Here is a 22,069-nt window from a genome sequence, read left to right on the forward strand (position 1 = left end):
GGGCACCGTACGGATCCTGTCTGAGAGGGTTCTTAATGATCGTTCCGGACGGCACGTGCGCGTGCTTCACGCCACTCGGGGGCGAGAATCGACCACACCTCGAGGTCGTGCCGTACGCCACGATAGGGGTGCGCCTCCCGGTGGACTCCGTCGCGGGTCATTCCCAGCCGCCGGGCGACGTTCAGGCTGGCCTCGTTCCCGCTGGCGGCGACCCACTCGATACGGTGCATACCGCGCTGCTCGACGGCGTGGTCGAGGAGGATGCGCATCGCGCGGGTGACCAGGCCACGCCCGGTGCCGGCGGGCTCCAGCCAGCAGCCGACCTCGCAGTTGCCCTTCTCGGCGCTGAAGTTGAGGAACAGCACCCCGCCCACGAGTTTGCTCTCCAGCCACAGGCCGTGCAGGGAGGCGGTGTCGGCGGCGCGCAGGTCGGCGTAGCGCTGGAGCATGGCCCGCGCGGAGTCGACGTCCGTCTCCTGGGAGCCGAAGCTGATGAACTGCCCGATGAAGTCCCTGCCCCGCTCCAGATGTGCGAAGAACTCCTCCGCGTGCCACGGCTCCAGCGGACGCAGCTCGGCGTCGTCACCCAGGGATATCGCGTACATCCTCGTCCCGCTCCCTCTCCATCTGTTCCATGACGTCCTGCTCCACAACGCCAGTGAGCCTCTCATGGGCGGCGCGGCACTCGGGAGGTTCGATGCTGATGCGGGGCATCCGGGTCTCCAGCCAGTCCGGCAGCCACCAGTTGGCGCCGCCGAGCAGGTGCATGAGGGCGGGGACCAGCAGGGTGCGCAGGACGAAGGCGTCGAGTGCGACGGCGGCGGCGAGCGCGATGCCGAACATGGCGATCACGCGGTCGCCGCTGAGGACGAAGGCGAGGAAGACGGAGATCATGATGACGGCGGCGGAGTTGATCACCCGGCTGGTCTCGGCGAGGCCGACACGGACGGCCCGCCGGTTGTCGCCGGTCTCCAGCCACTCCTCGTACATCCGGCTGACCAGGAAGACCTGGTAGTCCATGGAGAGCCCGAAGAGCACGGACACCATGATCACGGGGAGGAAGGGCTCGATGGGGCCCGCGCGGCCGAGGCCGAGCAGTTCGCTCCCCCAGCCCCACTGGAAGATCGCGACGACGACTCCGAAGGCGGCGGCGACGGCGGCGACGTTCATCACGGCGGCCTTCAGCGGGATGCCGACGGAGCGGAAGGCGAGCAGGAGCAGCAGACAGCCCAGGCCGATGACGACGCCGACGAACAGGGGCAGTTTGCCGACGATGACGTCCGCGAAGTCGTCGTAGGACGCCGTCATCCCGCCGACGTGGATGTCGAGGGAGGTGCCGGTCTCGGCTCGGGGCAGGACCTCGGTGCGCAGCCGGTCGACGAGCTCGCTGGTCTGCCGGGACTGCGGTGCCGACTCGGGGACGATCGTGAAGTACGCGATGTCGCCGCCGGTGTCGTAGGTGACCGGGGTGGTGGACGCGACGCCCTCGGTGGTGCGGATCGTGGCGTCGAGGTTGTCGAGGAGCAGCTTGTCCTCGGCGCCGTCGACACGAGTCACCAGGGTGAGCGGCCCGTTGACGCCGGGGCCGAAGCCCTTTGCGAGGAGGTCGTAGGCCTGCCGGGTGGTCGAGGAGCTCGGGTCGTTGCCCTGGTCGGAGGTGCCGAGGCGCAGGCCCAGGGTGGGCAGCGCCAGGACGGTGATGACCAGCAGGGCGATCCCGCCGAGCAGTTTGGGGTGCCGCTCCACGAACGCCGACCAGCGGTGGGCGAACCCGGTCGGCAGTTCGGGCTCGGGCCCGTGCTCGGTGAGGCGGAGCCGTTCGCGCCGGCTCAGGGCGCGGGTCCCGATGAGGGACAGCAGTGCGGGCAGCAGGGTCACGGAGGCCGCGACCGTGAGGACGACGGTCAGGGAGGCGGCGATCGCGACCCCGTTGAGGAAGCCGAGCCGGAGGATCAGCATGCCGAGCAGGGCGATGCACACGGTGGCACCCGCGAAGACGACGGCACGGCCGGTGGTGGTGACGGCGTTCTCGACGGACTCGGCGACCCCGAGCCCGCGTTTGAGGCCACGCCGGTGGCGCGTGACGATGAAGAGCGCGTAGTCGATGCCGACGCCGAGTCCGATCAGCATGCCGAGCATGGGCGCGAAGTCGGCGACGGTCATGGCGTGCCCGAGCAGCTCGATCCCGGCGTACGCGGTGCCGACGCCGACCAGGGCGGTGGCGATGGGCAGCAGGGAGGCGGCGAGCGAGCCGAAGGCCAGGAACAGCACGAGGGCGGCGACGAGCACACCGACGATCTCGGCGACGTGTCCGCCCGAGGACTCGGTGAGGGCGACGGCGCTGCCGCCCAGCTCCACCTGGAGTCCGTCGGCCTCGGCGGACCTGGCGGTGTCCACCAGGGCCCGCGCCTGGGACGGGTCGATGTCCTCGGCGGAGTGGGCGAAGGTGACGGTGGCGTACGCGGTGTGCCCGTCGGCGCTGATCCGGCCGGTGCCGGCGGAGTCGTACGGGCCTGCCACGGCGCTCACTCCGGGCAGGTCCGTGATCCGGTCCATGGTCGTGGTCATCGTCTGCTCGACGTCGGCGTCCCGCACCGAACCCGAGGTCACGTGCCAGACGACGGTGTCGGCGTCCCCGCCGAGGTCCGGGAAGCCCTGCTGGAGCAGGGCGGTGGCGCGGCCGGACTCGGTGCCGGGGACCTCGTAGTCGTTGGAGTACGCGGGACCGGTGAGCGCGGCGGCGGTGCTCACTCCGCCGAGGGCGAGGAGCCACAGGAGGACGACGACGAGCCGTCGTCGGACACACCAGCGCGCGAGGGCTGCCACGAAGCTGCTCCCAGGGTATTTGTGGATCTTTGACCGGGAACAGCCCGCAAAGAACGCATGAGCAATGCGTGAATCACTCTTGCAGGCAGAAAAGATCGTTCACGCCGTTCGTGGCCTTATTCACAAGAGTGCGAGACAGATCACAGGACAGTAACGGTCACTCTGTCACGTCAGTCGAACTGGTCGCCCAGCGCCATCACCATCACGCCTGCGATCAGCAGCCACAGAGCTCTGCGGGTACGCCCGCGGGAGCCCAGGACCGCCGCGAGCGCGCATACGGCGGCGCCGAAACCGTAGGCCGCCGGGACCAGGGTGGGGGCGGAGCCGCTCAGCCGGAGAGCCGATGCGGCAAGGCCCGCGAGCGCCAGCAGCACGCCGGTGCCGGACGCCGTCCAGCGGGCCCGCCGGGCGTCCAGCACCTGGTCGTCGTACTCCTCCTGTATGCCGGAGGTATCGGAATTCCCAGGACCGTTCATGGCGGGCGAGCGTAGCGTGTCCAGCTGAGAATCCACGGGCCCGTCCGCCCCCAGCCGAAGCAGGTGCGTTGTTTGAGCGTCCGACCGAGCTCCTCCGTATCCCTTTCCGCCTTTCCGGACTCAAGGAGCCCGTTCACCGATGCCAGACGACATCACCCCGCTGCCCACGAAGACCTCGAATGAGGACCTCACCAGGCGGCTGACCCAGGCCCGCTACCCGCGCAGCAACAGCTACGACGCCCGCTGGGTCATCGAGAACCAGATGGGCCCGAACGCGCTGTGGCTGCTGGAGTGGCTCGCGCCCGCCCTGGGCCTGGACACCCTGCGCCCCGGCGCCCGCGTGCTCGACCTGGGCTGCGGCCGGGCGATGACCTCGGTCTTCCTGGCCAGGGAGTACGACGTCCAGGTCACCGCGGCCGACCTGTGGGTCAAGCCCGACGAGAACGCGCGGCGCATAGCCGAGGCCGGTTTCGCCGACCGGGTGCTGCCCGTGCACGCCGAGGCACACGACCTGCCGTTCGCCGAGAGCAGCTTCGACGCGATCGTGAGCATCGACGCCTACCAGTACTTCGGCACGAACGACCTCTACCTGCCCACGCTGACCCGGCTGTTGAAGCCGGGCGGGCGGATCGGGGTCGTCATGCCGGCGATACGGGAGGAGATCGAGGGGACCGAACCCCCCGAGCACCTCAAGCCCTTCTGGGACCCCGGTTTCTGGGCGTTCCACTGCGCCGACTGGTGGCGGCGCCAGTGGACGCGCAGCGGGGCCGTCGAGGTCGAGACCGCCGAGTGGCAGCCCGACGGCTGGAAGGACTGGCTGCTGTGGAGCGAGGTCTGCGCCGAGGAGAGCCCCTACGCGTGGATGGCCGACATGGCCCGCGACTCGGTGGACCTGATGCACGCCGACGAAGGCCGGTCGCTCGGTTTCGTACGGCTCGTAGGACGCCGTAAGTAGCGGTACGGCCCCGGAGGACATGTCCTCCGGGGCCGTACTCGGCGCTCTGGCTCAGCCTTCGCCGACGCCCAGCTTCTCCAGGATCAGTTCCTTGACGCGGGCCGCGTCCGCCTGACCGCGGGTCGCCTTCATGACCGCGCCGACCAGGGCGCCGGCCGCGGCGACCTTTCCGGAGCGGATCTTGTCGGCGATGCCGGGGTTGCCGGCGATGGCCTCGTCGACGGCGGTACCCAGGGCGCCCTCGTCGGACACGACCTTCAGACCGCGCTTGTCGACGACCTCGTCCGGGGTGCCTTCGCCCGCGAGGACGCCTTCGATGACCTGACGGGCCAGCTTGTCGTTCAGGTCACCCTTGGCGACGAGCTCGGCAACCCGCGCGACCTGCTCCGGCGTGATGGCCAGCTCGTCCGGCGCCTTGCCGGACTCGTTGGCGCTGCGGGCGAGTTCGCCCATCCACCACTTGCGGGCGGAGGCCGCGTCGGCACCGGCGTCGATCGTGGCGACGATCAGGTCCAGCGCACCGGCGTTGAGGATCGCCTGCATGTCGAGGGCCGTGATGCCCCACTCCGCGACGAGGCGGTTGCGGCGCGCCAGCGGCAGCTCCGGCAGACCGGCCCGGATCTCCTCGACCCACTCCCGGGAGGGGGCCACCGGCACCAGGTCCGGCTCGGGGAAGTACCGGTAGTCCTCGGCCTCCTCCTTCACGCGGCCCGAGGTCGTCGACCCGGTGTCCTCGTGGAAGTGGCGGGTCTCCTGGATGATCGTGCCGCCGGAGTTCAGTACGGCCGCGTGCCGCTGGATCTCGAAACGGGCCGCGCGCTCCACGGACCTGAGCGAGTTGACGTTCTTCGTCTCGGAACGCGTGCCGAACTTCTCGCGGCCGTGCGGGCGCAGCGACAGGTTCACGTCGCAGCGCATCTGCCCCATCTCCATGCGGGCTTCCGAGACGCCGAGCGCCTTGATGAGTTCACGCAGCTCGGCGACGTACGCCTTCGCGACCTCGGGAGCGCGCTCGCCCGCACCCTCGATCGGCTTGGTGACGATCTCGATGAGCGGGATGCCGGCCCGGTTGTAGTCGAGCAGCGAGTGCGAGGCGCCGTGGATACGGCCCGTCGCGCCGCCCACGTGGGTCGACTTGCCGGTGTCCTCCTCCATGTGGGCGCGCTCGATCTCCACGCGGAAGGTCTCGCCGTCCTCCAGCTGGACGTCGAGGTAGCCGTTGAAGGCGATCGGCTCGTCGTACTGGGAGGTCTGGAAGTTCTTCGGCATGTCCGGATAGAAGTAGTTCTTCCGGGCGAAGCGGCACCACTCGGCGATCTCGCAGTTCAGCGCGAGACCGATCTTGATGGCCGACTCGATGCCGATCGCGTTGACGACCGGGAGCGCGCCGGGCAGGCCGAGGCAGGTGGGGCAGGTCTGCGTGTTGGCGTCCTGACCGAGTTCGGTCGAACAGCCGCAGAACATCTTCGTCTTGGTGCCGAGTTCGACATGGACCTCAAGGCCCATGACGGGGTCGTACGACGCGAGAGCGTCCTCGTACGACTCCAGGTCGGTCGTGGTGGTCACGGTGAAGGTTCCCTCTCAGCCCAGCAGGACGTCGTCGTCGCCCAGCCGCTTCAGCTCGCGGTACAGGACGGCGAGGCCGGTGACGACGGCGACAGCGGCCACGGTCGCGTCGATCAGGACCAACGTGTCGCTCTCGGCGCGCGCCTTCTTGAGCCGCTTGGCGACACCGATGGCGCCGAACGCCGTGGTGGCGATGGACAGATACGTGCCGGACTTGGACTTCTTGAAGTCCTTGGCCTTGGTCAGCTTGCTCACAGCGACGGTGCCTCCTCCAGGAGCGGGTGGCCCCACCTTTCCACGAAGGCGGCCTCGACGGCTGCGCCGACCTTGTAGAGACGGTCGTCCTTCAGGGCCGGGGCGATGATCTGCAGACCGACCGGGAGGTTGTCCTCCGGGGCGAGACCGCACGGCAGCGACATGGCCGAGTTGCCCGCGAGGTTGGTCGGGATGGTGCACAGGTCGGCGAGGTACATCGCCATCGGGTCGTCGGCGCGCTCGCCGATCGGGAAGGCGGTGGTGGGCGTGGTCGGCGACACGATGACGTCGACCTGCTCGAAGGCCTTCTCGAAGTCGCGCGTGATGAGCGTGCGGACCTTCTGGGCGCTGCCGTAGTACGCGTCGTAGTAGCCGCTCGACAGGGCGTAGGTGCCGAGCATGATGCGGCGCTTGACCTCGGGGCCGAAGCCGGCCTCGCGGGTGATCGACGTGACCTCCTCGGCGGAGTGCGTGCCGTCGTCGCCGGCCCGCAGGCCGTAGCGCAGGCCGTCGAAGCGGGCGAGGTTGGAGGAGCACTCGGACGGCGCGATCAGGTAGTACGCCGAGAGGGCCAGGTCGAAGGACGGGCAGTCCAGCTCGACGATCTCAGCGCCCAGGTCCTTGAGGAGGGCGACTGCCTCGTCGAAGCGCTGGACGACGCCGGCCTGGTAGCCCTCGCCGCGGAACTGCTTGACCACGCCGACGCGCATGCCCTCGACGCTGCCGTTGCGGGCGGCCTCGACGACCGGCGGGACCGGGGCGTCGATGGACGTGGAGTCGAGCGGGTCGTGCCCGGCGATGGCCTCGTGGAGGAGGGCCGCGTCCAGGACCGTGCGGGCGCAGGGGCCGCCCTGGTCGAGGGAGGACGAGAAGGCGACCATGCCGAAGCGGGACACTGCCCCGTACGTCGGCTTGACGCCGACCGTGCCGGTGACGGCGGCCGGCTGGCGGATGGAACCGCCGGTGTCGGTGCCGATGGCGAGGGGCGCCATGTGCGCGGCCAGCGCGGCGGAGGAGCCGCCGCCGGAGCCGCCGGGGATCCTGGTGAGGTCCCAGGGGTTGCCGGTCGGGCCGTAGGCGCTGTTCTCGGTGGAGGACCCCATGGCGAACTCGTCCATGTTGGTCTTGCCGAGGATGACCACGTCGGCGGCCTTCAGCCGCTTGGTGACCGTCGCGTCGTACGGCGGGATCCAGCCCTCGAGGATCTTCGAGCCGACGGTCGTCGGGATGCCCTCGGTGGTGAAGATGTCCTTCAGCGCGAGCGGGACACCCGCGAGGGGGCCGAGCTTCTCGCCCTTCGCCCGCTTCTCGTCGACGGCGCGGGCCTGCGCGAGGGCGCCCTCGCGGTCGACGTGCAGGAAGGCGTGCACCTTCTCGTCGACGGCCTCGATACGGGCCAGGTGGGCCTCGGTGACCTGCACGGCCGTGAGCTCACCGGAAGCGATCTTCGCGGCGGTCTCGGCGGCGGTGAGCTTGATGATGGTGACGTTGTCCGTCATGGCGGTTAGTCCTCCCCCAGGATCTGCGGCACCTTGAAACGCTGCTGCTCCTGGGCCGGGGCGCCGGAGAGCGCCTGCTCGGGGGTGAGCGACGGACGGACCTCGTCCGCACGCATGACGTTCGTCAGCGGGAGCGGGTGCGAGGTCGGCGGTACGTCCTGGTCGGCGACCTCACTGACGCGTGCGACCGCGCCAATGATGTCGTCCAGCTGTCCCGCGAAGTGCTCGAGCTCTTCGGGCTTCAGCTCCAGACGCGCCAGCCGTGCGAGGTGGGCGACCTCCTCGCGCGTGATGCCAGGCATGCAGCGATCCTCTGGGGTGAGTGCGTGTGGTGTGGGGCCAATCCTATGGCGCGGGTGCCTCTGGCTGTTAAACGGATACGGCTACGGGGCGGGGCGGATCGGTCCGTCAGCCGTCTGCGGGTTCGTCGTGGCTGATCGCGCCCCGCGGCGGAGCCGCATTTCGATACAGCCCCGCGCCCCTTGAAAACCACATGTGAGCCGGAACAGTCACTCCGCTGCCGGCAGCGCTGCCCTTGGCCGCTGCCAGCCCCGCGACCCCCGCGCCAGCAGCCACGCCGTCGTCTCCTCCGGCGGCATCGCCGCCGCCACCAGCCAGCCCTGTACGGCGTCGCAGCCCATGTCGCGCAGGCGCTCCCACGTCTCGTCGTCCTCGACGCCCTCCGCCACGACGAGGAGACCCAGGGAATGGGCGAGGTCGACCGTGCAGCGGACGATCTCCGCGTCCTCGGTGTCGACGGCCAGCTTGGCCACGAAGGAACGGTCGATCTTCAGTTCGCTGACGGGCAGGCGGCGCAGGTGGACCAGGGAGGAGTAGCCGGTACCGAAGTCGTCCAGGGACATCTTCACGCCGTGCGCGGTCAGTGCGGCGAGGGTGTCCGCCGCCCGCGAGGGGTCCTCCAGCAGGACGTGTTCGGTGATCTCCAGCTGGAGCGATCCCGCCGGGACTCCGTGCCGGGCGAGCCGCGCGGCGACGGAGCCGGCGAATCCGGGGGTGTGGACGTCACGTGGGGAGACGTTGACGGCGACCGGGACGAACAGGCCCTGCGCCCGCCACTCCGCGACCTGCGCGAGTGCCGTCTCCAGGACGTACTCGGTGAGGTACGGCATCAGCCCGGAGGACTCGGCGATCGCGATGAACTCGTCCGGCGGCACCTTCCCGCGCTCCGGGTGCACCCAGCGCACCAGGGCCTCGAGACCGGCGACCTGCCCGTCGAAGCGGACCTTGGGCTGGTAGTGCAGCTGCACGTCGTGCGCGTCCAGGGCCCGGCGCAGATCACCGAGGAGCCCGAGCCGGTCCGGGGTGTTGGAGTCCCGCTTGGACTCGTACACCTCTACGCCCGTACGGTCCCGCTTGGCCTGGTACATCGCCACGTCCGCCCGCCGCAGCAGCCCCTCGGCGTCCAACGCGTGGTCGGGGAAGACGGCGACCCCGGCGCTGGCCTCCAGGACGAGGGTGAGCCCGTCGAGGTCGAGCGGGGAGCTGAGGGCAGCGACCAGGTTGCGGGCGACCCGGGTCGCGGAGGTCGTGGAGTCGGCGACCGGCAGTAACACGGCGAACTCGTCGCCGCCGAGCCGGGCCGCCTCCGCCCCGCGCGGCAGCGCCACCCGCAGCCGGTCGGCGATCTGCAGGAGCAGCCGGTCACCGGCGAGATGGCCCAGGGTGTCGTTGACGGAGCGGAAGCGGTCGAGGTCGATGAGCATCAGGGCGGACCGGGCGCCGATGCGCTCGGCGTCGTCCAGGGCGGTCCAGATGCGCTCCAGGAGCCACTGCCGGTTGGGCAGTCCGGTCAGCGGGTCGAGCAGCTGCTCCTCGGCCCGGGCGCGGGCCATCCACAGCGTGGAGTCGAGGGCGATCAGGGGGATCGCGAACAGCGGGAGCAGCAGGGGCTTGGCGGTGGCGACCACGCAGACCAGCGGGGCGATGCCGAGCAGTGCGACCGCGACCAGGCCCTGTCTGACCAGGGCGGTGCGGGCCATCGTGGGCAGACCGGCGTGGCGCGAGGAGTGCAGGTACCAGCCCAGGGCGCGGGTGACCGCGAGATACGCGGCGGCGACCAGCACCACTTCTGGTCCGGTGTAGAAGGTCCAGGTGTCCGGGTTCCAGGGGGTCTCGACGGACGGCGACTGGCCGAACCCGGCGAGGACCAGGGCGCCGGTGGCTATGCCGAGGATGTCCACCGCGCCGTGCAGGACGCCCTGCCGCCAACGGTGGCGCCGGGCTATGCCGACCAGCATGACGACGGTGAGGCTGACCATTCCGGCGGGCACCCAGCCGTACAGCAGCAGGACGGCGAGGGTGAGGGCGGAGCCCGAGCCGGTGCCGCCCCACCAGCGGGCCCGGCCGAGGGCGACCAGGTGGCCGACGATGACGCCGGTCAGCACGGCCAGCGCCCAGCCGACGGTGCCGGACGGGAAGAGGGCGTGGGTGCCGGTGAACGCCCCGTAGAAGCCCGCGCCCAGCACGAATCCGGCCGCCGCGACGACCGCCGTGGGCAGCGCGGGCCAGGAGGACGGCTGCGGGTCGGGGTCGGAGCCCGGCATGCCGGGGGCGTGCTCAGCGGTGAGCTGTGTGGTTCCGGGGCCGCCGGCCGCGGTGTACGGCCCCGCGACGCGCCCTTCCGTGCCCGGGTGCCGCGAAGGCCGCCCGGCCCTGCGGCTCGCCCGCCATGCGCCGGTGAACCGGCGCAGCCGTGAGTCCGGGGCGGCGCTCTCGGTCGGTTCCATTCCCGTCCCTCTCACAGCCGGCGGTGCCCACGCCACGCGGCTCGTTCGCCCGACAAAACCCTCGACGGCGCCGCGTTGGGAAACCTTTCCCCTTGCTCATCAGGAGCAGGGGAATGCCCCGACCGCAGCTGGGCACGGCAGGCGCACATCTCAACAGTAGGCCGCAGAAGGCTTCCACGGGCAGCGGTCGTCGACGGTTGCCTGAATGCGCCCCGGCCACCCGTATGCATCTGGTATGCGCCGATCGGGTGGCCTTCAACCGCCGCTCCTCGCTACTCCTCCGTGGGAAGCGCCACATCGGTGGCCGCCTCGGGGCCCTGTTCCAGGAGGACGTCGAAGCCGTCCTCGTTCAGAACAGGCACCTTGAGTTGCATCGCCTTGTCGTACTTCGAACCTGGATTGTCACCCACAACGACGAAAGACGTCTTCTTCGAAACCGAACCGGTCACTTTCGCCCCTCTGGTCTGCAGCGCCTCTTTGGCTCCGTCGCGGGTGTAGCGCTCCAGGGTGCCGGTGACGACGACGGTGAGCCCTTCGAGGGGACGCGGGCCCTCGTCCTCCCCCGACCCCTCCTCCTCCATGCGCACACCCGCGGCCTTCCACTTGCGCAGGATCTCCTGGTGCCAGTCCTCCGCGAACCACTCCTTGAGGGACTTCGCGATGATCGTGCCGACGCCGTCGGTGTTCGCCAGCTCCTCCTCGCTCGCCTGCTCGATACGGTCGATCGAGCGGAAGCCCCGCGCGAGCGCTTCGGCGGCGACCGGGCCGACATGGCGGATCGACAGGCCGGTGAGGACGCGGGCGAGCGGGCGCTCCTTGGCGGCCGCGATGTTCTCCAGCATGGCGACGGCGTTCTTCTTCGGCTCGCCCTGCTGGTTGGCGAAGACCGTGGCGACCTTCTCCTCGCCGGTCTTCGGATCGCGCTTGGGCAGCCCGCTGTCCTGGTCGAGGACGTACGCCTTGATGGGCAGCAGCTGTTCGATGGTGAGGTCGAACAGGTCGCCCTCGTCGGTCAGCGGCGGCTGCTTCGGCTCCAGCGGCTTGGTGAGGGCCGCCGCGGCGACGTACCCGAAGTTCTCGATGTCCAGCGACTTGCGGCCCGCGAGGTAGAACAGTCGCTCACGCAGCTGGGCGGGGCACGTGCGGGCGTTGGGGCAGCGCAGGTCGATGTCGCCCTCCTTCATCGGCCGCAGCGGGGTGCCGCACTCGGGGCACTTCTCCGGCATGACGAAGGGCTTCTCGCTGCCGTCGCGCAGGTCGACGACCGGACCGAGGATCTCGGGGATCACGTCACCGGCCTTGCGCAGCACCACGGTGTCGCCGATGAGGACGCCCTTCAGCTTGACGACGTCCTGGTTGTGCAGGGTGGCGAACTCGACCTCCGAGCCGGCCACCGTCACCGGCTCGACCTGGGCGTACGGCGTGACCCGCCCCGTACGGCCCACACCCACCCGGATGTTGATGAGCTTGGTGTTGACCTCCTCCGGCGCGTACTTGTACGCGATCGCCCAGCGCGGGGCGCGGGAGGTGGAGCCGAGGCGGCCCTGGAGCGGGATCTCGTCCAGCTTGACGACGGCCCCGTCGATCTCGTGCTCCACGGAGTGCCGGTTCTCGCCGAAGTAGGCGATGAACTCCCTGACCCCGTCGAGGTCGTCGACCACCCTGTTGTGCTGGGCGGTGGGCAGGCCCCAGGACTTGAGGAGGTCGTAGCCCTGGGAGAGGCGGGTCATGCCGTCGAAGCCCTCCAGGGCGCCGATGCCGTGGACGACCATGTGCAGGGGGCGGGTGGCGGTGACGCGCGGATCCTTCTGGCGCAGCGAACCGGCCGCCGCGTTGCGGGGGTTGGCGAAGGGCTTGTCGCCGGCCTCGACCAGCCGGGCGTTGAGCTCCTCGAACTTCTCCATCGGGAAGTAGACCTCGCCGCGGATCTCCACGAGGTCGGGGACCGTGTCGCCGGCCAGCCGGTCCGGGATGTCGGCGATCGTCCGGACGTTGGGCGTGATGTCCTCGCCGGTGCGGCCGTCGCCGCGGGTCGCCGCGCGGGTGAGACGGCCGTGCTCGTAGGTGAGGTTGACCGCGAGACCGTCGACCTTGAGCTCGCACAGCAGGTGGTAGCCGGTGGTGCCGACGTCCTTGGCGACCCGCTCGGCCCAGGCCGCCAACTCCTCGTCACTGAAGGCGTTGTCCAGGGAGAGCATGCGGGAGCGGTGCTGGACCGCCGTGAACTCCGTCTCGTACGCCCCCGCGACCTTCTGGGTCGGCGAGTCGGGCGTGCGCAGCTCGGGGTACTCGTCCTCGAGGGATTCGAGTGACCGCAGGAGCTTGTCGAAGTCCGCGTCGCTGACGACCGGGGCGTCGTTCACGTAGTACCGGAAGCGGTGCTCCTCGATCTGCTCAGCGAGCTGCGCGTGCTTCTCCCGTGCCTCGGCGGGCACCGTCGTCTCCGCTTGCTTGTCGCCGGCCACCGTATGGTCCTCCCGTTACTCTGGGTTGTCCGCGAGGGATCTCGCCGCCTGGACGCAGTGGGCGAGAGCCCTGCGCGCGTAGTCCGGGGAGGCCCCCGCGAGTCCGCACGACGGAGTCACGGTGACCGCCTCCGCGAGAAGCGCCGGATGCAGCCCCAGCCTGCGCCACAACGTCCTGACACCCATGACGCTACCGGCCGGGTCTGACAATGCCGTGTCCGTGCCCGGCACGACACCGACGAAGAGCCGCGTTCCCGCTTCCACCGCCTCACCGATCACGTCGTCGTCACGCTCGGTGAGGAGCGAGAAGTCGAAGGAGACCGCCGCCGCCCCGGCCCTCCGCAGCAGGGCGAAGGGGACGTCCGGCGCGCACGAGTGGACCACGACGGGCCCGCCCGCGTGAACCCCGACGACGTCACGGAGGGCCGCCTCGACGACCTGCCGGTCGACGGCCCGGTGGGTGCGGTAGCCGCTGGCGCTCCTCACCTGCCCCCTCAGTACCCCGATGAGGGAGGGCTCGTCGAGCTGGAGCACGATCTGCGCGCCCGGGACCCTTCTGGCGACCTCCTCCAGGTGCAGCCGCAGCCCCTCCGCGAGCGAGCCCGCGAGGTCCCGGCACGCGCCGGGGTCGGAGAGGGCGACCTCGCCGTTCCTCAACTCCAGCGCGGAGGCCAGCGTCCAGGGCCCGACGGCCTGCACCTTCAGCCGGCCCTCGTACTCCTGGGTGAACTCCTCCAGCGCGTCCAGGTCCTCCCCCAGCCAGGAGCGCGCCCGCTTGGTGTCCCGGCCCGGCCGGTCCCCGATCCGCCATCCGCTGGGCTCCACCCGCGCGTACATCTCGACGAGCATTCCGGCGGTGCGGCCGATCATGTCGGCGCCGGGGCCGCGGGTGGGCAGTTCGGGAAGGAACGGAAAGTCCTCGAAGGAGCCGGTGGCTGTCCTGGCGGCCTCCCGGGCGTCGCCGCCGGGGAGGGAGCCGATGCCGGTGGCGGGGGCAAAACTGAAGTCTGCGGTCACATGCGAAGCCTACGTAGGCGACCGGAGAGGTCATCGCCCCCGTCGGCCCGTCCCTGGGGGCTGCGCCCCCAGACCCCCCGTCGGCCCGAAGGGCCTCGTCCTCAAACGCCGGACGGGCTGAAATCAGCCCCTCCGGCGTTTGAGGAGCGGGGGTTGAAGGGGGCGGAGCCCCCTTCACGGCGTCAGCGCCCCGGACGGACCGTCAGGTCGTTGATCTCCGCGTCCCGAGGAAGGTCGATCGCCGTAAGGATCGTCGTCGCCACCGACTCGGGATCGATCCACCGCGACGGGTCGTACTCCTTGCCCTCCTGCTGGTGGACCTTCGCCTGCATGGGGCTCGCGGTGCGGCCGGGGTACACCGACGTGACCCGGACGCCGTTGCCGTGCTCCTCGTGGCGGAGGGAGTCCGCCAGAGCCTTCAGACCGTGCTTGGAGGCCGCGTACGCGGACCAGTCGGCGTGCGCGTTCAGACCCGCGCCCGAGTTCACGAACACCACATGACCCTTGGCCGCCCGGAGCTGGGGCAGGAGGTGGCGGGTCAGCTCGGCCGGCGAGATCAGGTTGACGTTCAGCTGGTGGCGCCAGGACTTCGGGGTGAGGTCGCCCACCGGGCCGAGGTCGACGACGCCCGCGATGTGGAGCAGCGAGTCCACCCGGTCCGGCAGCGCCTGGTGCGAGAAGGCCCACGAGATCTTGTCGGGGTCCGCCAGATCCCCGACCAGGGTCCGCGCCCCGGGGAACTGTGCGGCCAGCTCCTTCGCGCGGCCCGCGTCGCGCGCGTGCAGCACGAGTTCGTCCCCGCGCGCGTGCAGACGACGGGCCACCGCCGCGCCGATGCCGGAGCCCGCTCCGGTGATCACATGTGTAGCCATGCCGCCATGCTCGCATCACGGTGTCACCGCGTACCGAGCGACTCCTCCAGGTACGCCAGCGCCCCCACCGGCTCCTCCGCGAAGAACACCAGGTCGGTCAGCGGCCGCGGCAGGAAGCCCTCCGCCTCCATGCGGCGGAACTGCTCCTTCAGCCCGTCGTAGAAGCCCGCCGTGTTCAGCAGCACCACCGGCTTCTCGGTGTGCCCGTGCTTCTTCAGCTCCAGGATCTCGGTCGCCTCGTCGAGGGTGCCCGTGCCGCCCACCATGATGACCACGGCGTCGGCCTTCTCCAGCAGCAGCTTCTTGCGCTCGGCCAGATCAGCGGCGATCACCATCTCGTCGACGCCCGGACGGACCTTGGCGGCGAGGAACTCCACGGAAACCCCGACGAGCCGTCCGCCCGCCTCCTGGACGCCGTCCGCGACCACCTTCATCAGGCCCACGTCCGAACCGCCCCACACGAGGGTGTGGCCGCCCTTGCCCAGCAGTTTCGCGAACTCCCGCGCGGGGCGCGTGTAACGGTCGTCGAGGTCGGCGGCGGAGAGGAAGACGCAGATTCGCATGAGGTCACCGTACGGGGGAACAACCGGGCGCCCGCGAGCGCTTTTCCGGTATGGCCGAAGGACACACGATCACCATCGAGCAAGCCGACCAGCACGTGCGCGTGGTGCACGGCGACCAGGTTCTGGCGGAGAGCGCACGGCCGCTGGTCCTCAGGGAGACGGGCTCTCCCGTGCGGTACTACCTGCCCGCCGAGGACGTCCGACTGGAGCTGCTGACCCCTTCCGACACCCACACCTACTGCCCCTTCAAGGGCACCGCGTCCTACTGGTCCCTGCCGGACGCACCCGACCTGGTGTGGTCCTACCCCGAGCCGAAGCCCGCCGTAGCCGAGATCAAGGACCACCTCTGCTTCTACGAGGTCGAGGTCGAAGCCGACGTGTCCTGACCGATGATTTCCGTGTCCTGCGGCAGTCTCCACAGGCATGGACAACAAGACCTTCTCGCGCGACGGCACACCGATCGCGTACGACCGCTCCGGGCAGGGCCCGGCGGTCATCCTCGTCAGCGGCGCGATGTCCACGGGCGGCACGGTCGCGCCCCTGGCCGTGCCGCTGTCCGAGCGGTACAGCGTCCTCGTGTACGACCGCCGGGGCCGCGGGGAGAGCGGCGACACGGCTCCGTTCGCGGTGGCCCGTGAGGTCGACGACCTCGCCGCGCTCATCGAGGCGGCGGGCGGCGAGGCGTGTCTGTGCGGTGTCTCGTCCGGTGGCGCACTGGTCCTGGAGGCCGCGGCGAGCGGGCTCCCGGTCCGCCGGGTCGCCGTGTACGAGACGCCGTTCGCCGACTTCCTGGACGGTGGCGCCGAGCAGAACGACGACTACACCGAGAAGTTGACGGCCGCCCTGGCCGATGGCCGGCGCGGGGACGCGGTGGAGCTGTTCCTGCGGCTCACCGGCATGGGCGAGGACATGATCCAGGGCGCCCGCCACTCCCCCATGTGGTCCGGCATGGAGGCGGTCGCCCCCACGCTCGCCTACGACAACGCGGCGATGGCCGGCGGCCTGGTCCCGCGGGACCGGCTGGCCTCGATCGCGGCCCCGGTGCTGGCGATCGCGGGCGGCGCGAGCCCCGAGTGGATGCGCGAGGGGACCAGGGCGGTGGCCGAGGCGGTGCCGAAGGGGTCGTACCGCGTCCTGGAGGGCCAGACCCACATGGTGGACCCGGCCGCGCTCGCACCGGTTCTGGCGGAGTTCTTCGCGGCCTGACGGCCCGGCCACGCGCGCGGAGGGCTCAGGCCACGTCGGCCGTCGCGCGCGTGGTCGACGCGATCGTCGCCGAACCGACCACGCGCGTGCCGTCGTACAGCACGATCGCCTGGCCCGGGGCCACCCCGCGGACCGGCTCGGCGAAGGAGACCTCCAGGGTGCCGTCCACCGGTACGGCGGTGACCTCGGTCTCGCCGCCGTGGGCGCGCAGCTGGGCGGTGTAGGTGCCGGGGCCGGACGGGGCGGTGCCGCACCAGCGGGGCCTGATCGCCCGCAGGCCGGTGACGTCCAGGGCGGCGGCCGGGCCGACCGTCACCGTGTTGTCCACCGGTGAGATGTCGAGGACGTAGCGCGGCTTGCCGTCGGCGGCCGGGGTGCCGATCCGCAGGCCCTTGCGCTGGCCGATCGTGAAGCCGTACGCGCCCTCGTGGGTGCCGACCTTCGCGCCCGCCTCGTCGACGATGTCGCCCTCGGCCTTGCCGAGCCGGGAGGCGAGGAAGCCCTGGGTGTCGCCGTCCGCGATGAAGCAGATGTCGTGGGAGTCGGGCTTCTTGGCGACCGCGAGGCCCCGGCGCTCGGCCTCGGCGCGGATCTCGTCCTTGGTGGTGACCGTGTCGCCGAGCGGGAACAGGGCGTGCGCCAGCTGCTTCTCGTCCAGGACGCCCAGGACGTACGACTGGTCCTTCGCCATGTCCGAGGCGCGGTGCAGCTCCCGGGAGCCGTCCTCACCCACCAGGACCTTCGCGTAGTGGCCCGTGCACACCGCGTCGAAGCCGAGCGCGAGCGCCTTGTCGAGCAGCGCGGCGAACTTGATCTTCTCGTTGCAGCGCAGGCACGGGTTGGGGGTGCGGCCGGCCTCGTACTCGGCGACGAAGTCCTCGACGACGTCCTCGCGGAAGCGGTCGGCCAGGTCCCAGACGTAGAACGGGATACCGATGACGTCGGCGGCGCGGCGGGCGTCGCGTGAGTCCTCGATGGTGCAACAGCCGCGCGCGCCGGTGCGGAACGACTGCGGGTTCGCGGAGAGGGCGAGGTGGACGCCGGTCACGTCATGGCCGGCTTCGGCGGCGCGGGCGGCGGCGACGGCGGAGTCCACTCCTCCGGACATGGCGGCGAGGACACGGAGAGGGCGCGGCGTGGTGTCAGTCATAACCCCTCAAGGGTACGGGGGCGCGGGAACCGAAGCCCACGAGTATCCGTTGACGATCGCATGGGGGCGAAACGAGCATCCGAGGACGGCGACCGGCGCATCGGGCGCCGCGCCCTGCTCTTCGGCGGGGCGGCGGCCGCCGTGGGCTCGGCCGTGCTGGCCCGGGACGAGCTGGCGCGGCTGTGGTGGCGGACGCCCGGGGTGGAGAAGCCGCGTGTCGAGGGCGCGGTCGACTTCCGCGGCGCACAGTGGGTGGCGGCCTCCGACGCGAACTGGCGACGCGCGGATCGGCCCGACGACTACGGCATAGACATGGTGGTCATCCATGTCACGCAGGGCAGTTTCGACAGCGCGGTGAAGGTGTTCCAGGACCCGGGACACGGTGCGGCCGCACACTATGTCGTCCGCAAGGACGGCCACATCACCCAGATGATCCGCGAGCTGGACGTGGCGTACCACGCGGGCAACCGCGCCTACAACGAACGCAGCGTCGGCATCGAGCACGAGGGTTTCGTGGACCGGCCCGAGGGCTTCACGGACGCGATGTACGAAGCCTCGGCGCGGCTCACGGCCCGGATATGCGCGCGGTACGGCATACCCGTCGACCGCGAGCACATCATCGGCCATGTGGAGGTGCCGGGGACGGACCACACCGACCCGGGCGAACACTGGGACTGGAAGCGGTACATGCGGCTGGTGCGCCGGGCGCGAAGTGCCCCCGCCCAGGTATGAACTTCCGGCCCGGTTCGCGTGCCCGACATGTCCCGCACCACGATCATGACCTGCACACTGTCAACTTGAGGCTCCGTCACGGGAGTTGACCGGGCTCCGCCTTCACAGCTTCCCGGGCTCGCACCCAGCTTGACCTCAGTGTTCCCACAGGCCGTGGCCCGAGGCTCCCTGGCCATGACACACACCACAGAGCCGGGCAGAGGCGCGCACGCGCGAGACGGCAAGCAGGACAAGGGCGAGCACACCAAGAACAGCGGGGGCCGCAAGGGTCTGCACCGAAGGAAGTTCCTGGGCGGGATGGCCGGGGTGGGCCTGGGAGCCGTGGGGGCGGCGGGCGCCACGTTCTCCCTGCTGACCGAGGGCACCCGCAACAAGGCGGCGGCCGCGACGGACGGCACCCTCACCATCCCCGACCTGCTGGAGGGCACCACCTCCGACGGCACCACCACCTTCACCCTGGCGGCACAGACCGGTTCCGCCGAGGTGCTCAGCGGCGTCACCAGCACCACCGCCGGTTACAACCAGTCCTTCCTCGGCCCCACCCTGAAGTGGACCAAGGGCGACACCGTGCTGCTGAACATCACCAACAACCTCTCCGAGGACACCACCGTCCACTTCCACGGCGCCCATATCCCGCCCAAGATGGACGGCGGCCCGCAGAACGCCTTCGCCGCGGGCACCACCTGGTCCCCCACCTTCACGGTCCTGGACGAGGCCAAGACCCTCTGGTACCACCCGCACGCCCTGGGCACGACGGCCAAGCAGGCCACCCACGGCCTGGCCGGGATGATCATCGTGGAGGACGACTCCGACACGTCGGCGGCGCTGCCCAGTGACTACGGCGTGGACGACATCCCGCTGATCTTCCAGTGCCTGGCCGTGGGCAGCACCGGCGACATCAAGTACGACCAGGCCGGCTACCTGACCTCCGGCCTCAGCTACCCCTTGCTGGTGAACGGCGAGAACGTCGACAAAACCACGCTCGCCTTCTCCGCCACCAAGACCCGCAACCGCTTCCGGGCGCTCAACGCCTCACCCTCGGACATCATCACCATCCAGCGCAGCGACGGCGGCACGCTGACGCAGATCGCCACCGACCAGGGCTATCTCGCCGAGGCCGCCGAGGTGACCACCATCCGGCTGGTGGCCGGCGCCCGTGCCGAGTTCGTCATGGACGTCAGCGCCGACGTCACGCTCCAGGCGGTCATCACAACGGGCTGGATCCGCGGCGGCTCAGGGACGTACGACTTCCTGACCGTCGCGGCGGGCGGCACCGACACCCCGGCCGACCTGCCGAGCACCCTCAACACCATCGAGCGGTACGACACCTCCGACTTCACCGCCCGCACCATCACCCTCAGCAACACCGGTACGACGATGAAGATCAACGGTGCGGCCGGACTCACCATGTCCGGCATGACCATGATCAGCACGACGCTGGGCGCGAAGGAGATCTGGACGATCACCAACGCCAGCCAGTTGGAACACTCGTTCCATCTGCATGACGTGCCCTATCAGCTCGTCTCGATCAACGGCGCGGACCCAAAGGGGGTCGAACTCGGCTGGTACGACACCTTCGAGGTCGTCGGCGGCGGCACCATCAAGATCGCCATGGAGTTCACCGACTTCGCCGACGACACCTACATGTACATGCTGCACTGCCATCTGCTGCAGCATGAGGACGAGGGAATGATGGCGTCCCTCATGGTCACGGAGAGCTGACCGGACCGGACGGCCCGATCCCATCAGCAGGCTGCCGCCGGCAGTGGAAGTGCCGGCGGCAGCCCCCGGCCCGACGTACGGGCCGAGTCTTCGATGGCGGTCACGGGCGACCGGTTCCCCTGAACCCTGCCACCGGACCGCATCACCGCCCGCGGATCACCCCCGGCGCCTGAGGCCGCCCGCCATCAGAAGCGCGAGGTTCACGCCCGGAGTGCCTGCGGCCCGGTCCCTACGTCAGCCCCGCCGCGCGGGCGCGTTCCACCACGGGCCCGATGGCCTTCGCCACCGCCTCCACGTCCGTCTCGGTGGAGGTGTGGCCCAGGGAGAAGCGGAGCGTGCCGCGGGCCAGGTCGGGGTCGGTGCCGATGGCCAGCAGGACGTGGCTGGGCTGGGCGACGCCCGCGGTGCAGGCGGAGCCGGTGGAGCACTCGATGCCCTGCGCGTCCAGGAGGAGGAGCAGGGAGTCGCCCTCGCACCCCGGGAACGTGAAGTGGGCGTTGGCCGGAAGGCGGCCCCCCGGCGCCGGGTCGCCGCCGAGGATCGCGTCCGGGACCGCCGTACGGACCGCCTCGACCAGGGCGTCGCGCAGGGTGCCGATCTCGCCGGCGAACCACTCGCGCTGCTCGGCGGCGAGACGGCCGGCCACCGCGAAGGAGGCGATGGCGGGGACGTCGAGGGTGCCGGAGCGGACGTGACGCTCCTGGCCGCCCCCGTGCAGGACGGGAACGGGGGTCCACTCACGGCCGAGGACGAGGGCGCCGATGCCGTACGGGCCGCCGATCTTGTGGCCGGAGACCGTCATCGCGGCGAGGCCGGAGGCGGCGAAGTCGACGGGTACCTGGCCGAAGGCCTGGACCGCGTCGGCGTGCAGCGGGACGCCGAACTCCTGGGCTGCGTCGGCGAGTTCGCGGACCGGCAGGATCGTGCCGATCTCGTTGTTGGCCCACATGACCGTGGCCAGGGCGACGTCGTCGGGGTTGCGGGCGATCGCCTCGCGCAGGGCGCCCGGGTGGACCCGGCCGTACGCGTCGACGGGGAGGTACTCGACGGTGGCACCCTCGTGTTCGCCGAGCCAGTGGACGGCGTCGAGGACGGCGTGGTGTTCGACGGGGCTGGCGAGGACCCGCGTCCTTGCGGGGTCCGCGTCGCGCCGGGACCAGTACAGGCCCTTCACGGCGAGGTTGTCGGCCTCCGTGCCGCCGGAGGTGAAGACGATCTCGCTGGGGCGGGCGCCGAGCGCCTCCGCCAGGGTCTCGCGGGATTCCTCGACCGTGCGGCGGGCCTTGCGGCCGGATGCGTGGAGGGAAGAGGCGTTGCCGGTGGCGCCGAGGTGGGCGCTGAGTGCCTCGACCGCCTCGGGAAGCATCGGGGTGGTCGCGGCGTGGTCGAGGTATGCCATGGTGCCGCCGATTCTACGGGGCGGGCAGGGGCTGCCCCAGGCCAGGACCGGCCGGTGACGGCGCGGCTCACAGGCTCCAGGAGACGGTGCTGTCCATCTGCATGGCGGCCACCAGGACCAGGAGGTCGGCCACTCCGAGACCGAGGCCCAGGAGGGCGCGGCCGCGCCGGGTGGTGCCGCGCCACAGGGCCACCGAGGCCAGGACGATGGCGATCGGGCCGAGGAAGACGTTGAGGACGAGAAGGCCGAGGAGGCCGAGGACGAAGGACGCCACGGCCATGCCGTCGGCGTCACGGGCGCCGGTGCGGGCGGCGGGGGTGGCCTGAGCGGTCAGCTGCATGGTGATCAGTGCTCCAGGGGACGGTGGGGCGGGGGTCAGTGGGACGGGGTGCGACGGCGCGCGTGGCGCTCGCGGAGCGCGAAGATGCCGAGCCAGGCGGCGATGACCGCGGCGGCGACGGCGGTGAAGGTGAGCGGCGCGTGGGCGACGGTGCCCAGGACGACGCCGAACAGCATGAGTGCGGCGACGAGGAACAACATGGGATGGATCCCCCTCCGATACGGCCGGCGTTACGACTGGCGTTACATTTGGGTGAACAGTTGTGGTTACAGTTGTTCA

The 22,069-nt window shown here is 70.7% G+C and carries 21 protein-coding genes; 5 read left to right on the forward strand and 16 right to left on the reverse strand.

The genetic code is table 11. The annotated features are described in order from the left end of the window. Positions 1-32: 32 nt before the first annotated feature. The 3 genes from ACZ48Z_RS19200 to ACZ48Z_RS19210 all read right to left on the reverse strand — a co-directional run bounded on the left by ACZ48Z_RS19200 (position 33) and on the right by ACZ48Z_RS19210 (position 3,302). Entirely contained in the window at positions 33-605 is a 573-nt protein-coding gene (locus tag ACZ48Z_RS19200) for a GNAT family N-acetyltransferase (protein ID WP_468737020.1), read from the reverse strand. Further along, a complete protein-coding gene (locus ACZ48Z_RS19205; RefSeq protein ID WP_468737021.1) occupies positions 583-2,826 on the reverse strand; it encodes an MMPL family transporter in 2,244 nt (747 codons plus the stop codon). The genes ACZ48Z_RS19200 and ACZ48Z_RS19205 overlap by 23 nt, the downstream gene beginning before the upstream one ends. Positions 2,827-2,996: 170 nt before the next feature. After that, on the reverse strand, positions 2,997-3,302 hold the full coding sequence (locus ACZ48Z_RS19210) for a hypothetical protein (protein ID WP_468737022.1): 306 nt from the start codon (positions 3,300-3,302) through the stop codon (positions 2,997-2,999). Between the two features lie 139 nt (positions 3,303-3,441). On the opposite strand from ACZ48Z_RS19210, the gene ACZ48Z_RS19215 reads away from it, so the two are divergent. Then, on the forward strand, positions 3,442-4,257 hold the full coding sequence (locus tag ACZ48Z_RS19215) for an SAM-dependent methyltransferase (RefSeq protein WP_468737023.1): 816 nt from the start codon (positions 3,442-3,444) through the stop codon (positions 4,255-4,257). 51 nt (positions 4,258-4,308) lie between these two features. On the opposite strand, the gene gatB is transcribed toward ACZ48Z_RS19215, so the two are convergent. The 9 genes from gatB to ACZ48Z_RS19260 form a co-directional block, all read right to left on the reverse strand. Then, positions 4,309-5,823, reverse strand: coding sequence for an Asp-tRNA(Asn)/Glu-tRNA(Gln) amidotransferase subunit GatB (gene gatB / locus ACZ48Z_RS19220; protein WP_468737024.1), 1,515 nt, complete (start codon positions 5,821-5,823; stop codon positions 4,309-4,311). Positions 5,824-5,838: 15 nt separating this feature from the next. Then, positions 5,839-6,078 carry a hypothetical protein gene (locus tag ACZ48Z_RS19225; RefSeq protein WP_031051298.1) on the reverse strand — a complete coding sequence of 80 codons (240 nt, stop codon included), beginning with the start codon at positions 6,076-6,078 and terminating at the stop codon, positions 5,839-5,841. Beyond that, positions 6,075-7,577 (reverse strand): Asp-tRNA(Asn)/Glu-tRNA(Gln) amidotransferase subunit GatA, encoded by a 1,503-nt coding sequence (gene gatA / locus ACZ48Z_RS19230; protein ID WP_468737025.1) that lies wholly within the window; start codon positions 7,575-7,577, stop codon positions 6,075-6,077. The genes ACZ48Z_RS19225 and gatA overlap by 4 nt, the downstream gene beginning before the upstream one ends. Before the next feature lie 5 nt (positions 7,578-7,582). Then, entirely contained in the window at positions 7,583-7,879 is a 297-nt protein-coding gene (gene gatC, locus ACZ48Z_RS19235) for an Asp-tRNA(Asn)/Glu-tRNA(Gln) amidotransferase subunit GatC (RefSeq protein WP_007384860.1), read from the reverse strand. A 207-nt stretch (positions 7,880-8,086) separates the two neighbouring features. Further along, the gene (locus ACZ48Z_RS19240; protein ID WP_468737026.1) at positions 8,087-10,324 is read right to left on the reverse strand and encodes a putative bifunctional diguanylate cyclase/phosphodiesterase; all 2,238 of its coding nucleotides are present in this window, start codon (positions 10,322-10,324) and stop codon (positions 8,087-8,089) included. A gap of 272 nt (positions 10,325-10,596) precedes the next feature. Next, positions 10,597-12,789 carry an NAD-dependent DNA ligase LigA gene (gene ligA, locus ACZ48Z_RS19245; protein ID WP_468737027.1) on the reverse strand — a complete coding sequence of 731 codons (2,193 nt, stop codon included), beginning with the start codon at positions 12,787-12,789 and terminating at the stop codon, positions 10,597-10,599. Positions 12,790-12,804: 15 nt separating this feature from the next. Continuing rightward, complete coding sequence (locus tag ACZ48Z_RS19250) at positions 12,805-13,806, reverse strand: methionine synthase (RefSeq protein ID WP_468737028.1); 1,002 nt, start codon at positions 13,804-13,806, stop codon at positions 12,805-12,807. A gap of 182 nt (positions 13,807-13,988) precedes the next feature. Beyond that, positions 13,989-14,678, reverse strand: coding sequence for an SDR family oxidoreductase (locus ACZ48Z_RS19255; RefSeq protein WP_468737029.1), 690 nt, complete (start codon positions 14,676-14,678; stop codon positions 13,989-13,991). Positions 14,679-14,701: 23 nt separating this feature from the next. Further along, a complete protein-coding gene (locus ACZ48Z_RS19260; protein ID WP_468737030.1) occupies positions 14,702-15,241 on the reverse strand; it encodes an LOG family protein in 540 nt (179 codons plus the stop codon). Positions 15,242-15,291: 50 nt separating this feature from the next. On the opposite strand from ACZ48Z_RS19260, the gene ACZ48Z_RS19265 reads away from it, so the two are divergent. Both ACZ48Z_RS19265 and ACZ48Z_RS19270 read left to right on the forward strand, forming a co-directional pair. Beyond that, positions 15,292-15,627, forward strand: a complete 336-nt coding sequence (locus ACZ48Z_RS19265; RefSeq protein ID WP_468737031.1) for a DUF427 domain-containing protein — start codon at positions 15,292-15,294, stop codon at positions 15,625-15,627. Positions 15,628-15,664: 37 nt separating this feature from the next. Then, the gene (locus ACZ48Z_RS19270) at positions 15,665-16,447 is read left to right on the forward strand and encodes an alpha/beta fold hydrolase (RefSeq protein WP_468737032.1); all 783 of its coding nucleotides are present in this window, start codon (positions 15,665-15,667) and stop codon (positions 16,445-16,447) included. 25 nt (positions 16,448-16,472) lie between these two features. Here ACZ48Z_RS19270 and mnmA read toward each other — a convergent pair whose 3' ends face one another. Continuing rightward, positions 16,473-17,597 (reverse strand): tRNA 2-thiouridine(34) synthase MnmA, encoded by a 1,125-nt coding sequence (gene mnmA / locus ACZ48Z_RS19275; protein WP_468737033.1) that lies wholly within the window; start codon positions 17,595-17,597, stop codon positions 16,473-16,475. A gap of 60 nt (positions 17,598-17,657) precedes the next feature. On the opposite strand from mnmA, the gene ACZ48Z_RS19280 reads away from it, so the two are divergent. After that, a complete protein-coding gene (locus tag ACZ48Z_RS19280) occupies positions 17,658-18,329 on the forward strand; it encodes an N-acetylmuramoyl-L-alanine amidase (protein ID WP_468737034.1) in 672 nt (223 codons plus the stop codon). A gap of 174 nt (positions 18,330-18,503) precedes the next feature. Beyond that, the gene (locus ACZ48Z_RS19285; protein ID WP_468737035.1) at positions 18,504-20,051 is read left to right on the forward strand and encodes a multicopper oxidase family protein; all 1,548 of its coding nucleotides are present in this window, start codon (positions 18,504-18,506) and stop codon (positions 20,049-20,051) included. Between the two features lie 229 nt (positions 20,052-20,280). Here the strand turns inward: ACZ48Z_RS19285 and ACZ48Z_RS19290 are convergent, their stop codons facing one another. The 3 genes from ACZ48Z_RS19290 to ACZ48Z_RS19300 form a co-directional block, all read right to left on the reverse strand. After that, the gene (locus ACZ48Z_RS19290) at positions 20,281-21,450 is read right to left on the reverse strand and encodes a cysteine desulfurase family protein (protein ID WP_468737036.1); all 1,170 of its coding nucleotides are present in this window, start codon (positions 21,448-21,450) and stop codon (positions 20,281-20,283) included. Between the two features lie 67 nt (positions 21,451-21,517). Then, entirely contained in the window at positions 21,518-21,790 is a 273-nt protein-coding gene (locus ACZ48Z_RS19295) for a DUF4190 domain-containing protein (RefSeq protein ID WP_468737037.1), read from the reverse strand. A 35-nt stretch (positions 21,791-21,825) separates the two neighbouring features. Continuing rightward, positions 21,826-21,990 (reverse strand): hypothetical protein, encoded by a 165-nt coding sequence (locus tag ACZ48Z_RS19300; RefSeq protein WP_468737038.1) that lies wholly within the window; start codon positions 21,988-21,990, stop codon positions 21,826-21,828. Positions 21,991-22,069 lie beyond the last annotated feature (79 nt).

The organism is Streptomyces sp. NPDC031225 (assembly GCF_055570355.1).

What these genes read in the sequence shown, in the direction of transcription:
- ACZ48Z_RS19240 (WP_468737026.1), bottom strand. Translation starts at nt 10,324, where the DNA reads ATGGAACCGACCGAGAGCGCCGCCCCGGACTCACGGCTGCGCCGGTTC.
- ACZ48Z_RS19270 (WP_468737032.1), top strand. Translation starts at nt 15,665, where the DNA reads ATGGACAACAAGACCTTCTCGCGCGACGGCACACCGATCGCGTACGAC.
- ACZ48Z_RS19285 (WP_468737035.1), top strand. Translation starts at nt 18,504, where the DNA reads ATGACACACACCACAGAGCCGGGCAGAGGCGCGCACGCGCGAGACGGC.
- ACZ48Z_RS19280 (WP_468737034.1), top strand. Translation starts at nt 17,658, where the DNA reads ATGGGGGCGAAACGAGCATCCGAGGACGGCGACCGGCGCATCGGGCGC.
- ACZ48Z_RS19215 (WP_468737023.1), top strand. Translation starts at nt 3,442, where the DNA reads ATGCCAGACGACATCACCCCGCTGCCCACGAAGACCTCGAATGAGGAC.
- gatA (WP_468737025.1), bottom strand. Translation starts at nt 7,577, where the DNA reads ATGACGGACAACGTCACCATCATCAAGCTCACCGCCGCCGAGACCGCC.
- ACZ48Z_RS19265 (WP_468737031.1), top strand. Translation starts at nt 15,292, where the DNA reads ATGGCCGAAGGACACACGATCACCATCGAGCAAGCCGACCAGCACGTG.
- mnmA (WP_468737033.1), bottom strand. Translation starts at nt 17,597, where the DNA reads ATGACTGACACCACGCCGCGCCCTCTCCGTGTCCTCGCCGCCATGTCC.
- ACZ48Z_RS19300 (WP_468737038.1), bottom strand. Translation starts at nt 21,990, where the DNA reads ATGTTGTTCCTCGTCGCCGCACTCATGCTGTTCGGCGTCGTCCTGGGC.
- ACZ48Z_RS19255 (WP_468737029.1), bottom strand. Translation starts at nt 14,678, where the DNA reads ATGGCTACACATGTGATCACCGGAGCGGGCTCCGGCATCGGCGCGGCG.
- gatC (WP_007384860.1), bottom strand. Translation starts at nt 7,879, where the DNA reads ATGCCTGGCATCACGCGCGAGGAGGTCGCCCACCTCGCACGGCTGGCG.
- ACZ48Z_RS19295 (WP_468737037.1), bottom strand. Translation starts at nt 21,790, where the DNA reads ATGCAGCTGACCGCTCAGGCCACCCCCGCCGCCCGCACCGGCGCCCGT.
- ACZ48Z_RS19200 (WP_468737020.1), bottom strand. Translation starts at nt 605, where the DNA reads ATGTACGCGATATCCCTGGGTGACGACGCCGAGCTGCGTCCGCTGGAG.
- ACZ48Z_RS19210 (WP_468737022.1), bottom strand. Translation starts at nt 3,302, where the DNA reads ATGAACGGTCCTGGGAATTCCGATACCTCCGGCATACAGGAGGAGTAC.
- ACZ48Z_RS19290 (WP_468737036.1), bottom strand. Translation starts at nt 21,450, where the DNA reads ATGGCATACCTCGACCACGCCGCGACCACCCCGATGCTTCCCGAGGCG.
- ACZ48Z_RS19260 (WP_468737030.1), bottom strand. Translation starts at nt 15,241, where the DNA reads ATGCGAATCTGCGTCTTCCTCTCCGCCGCCGACCTCGACGACCGTTAC.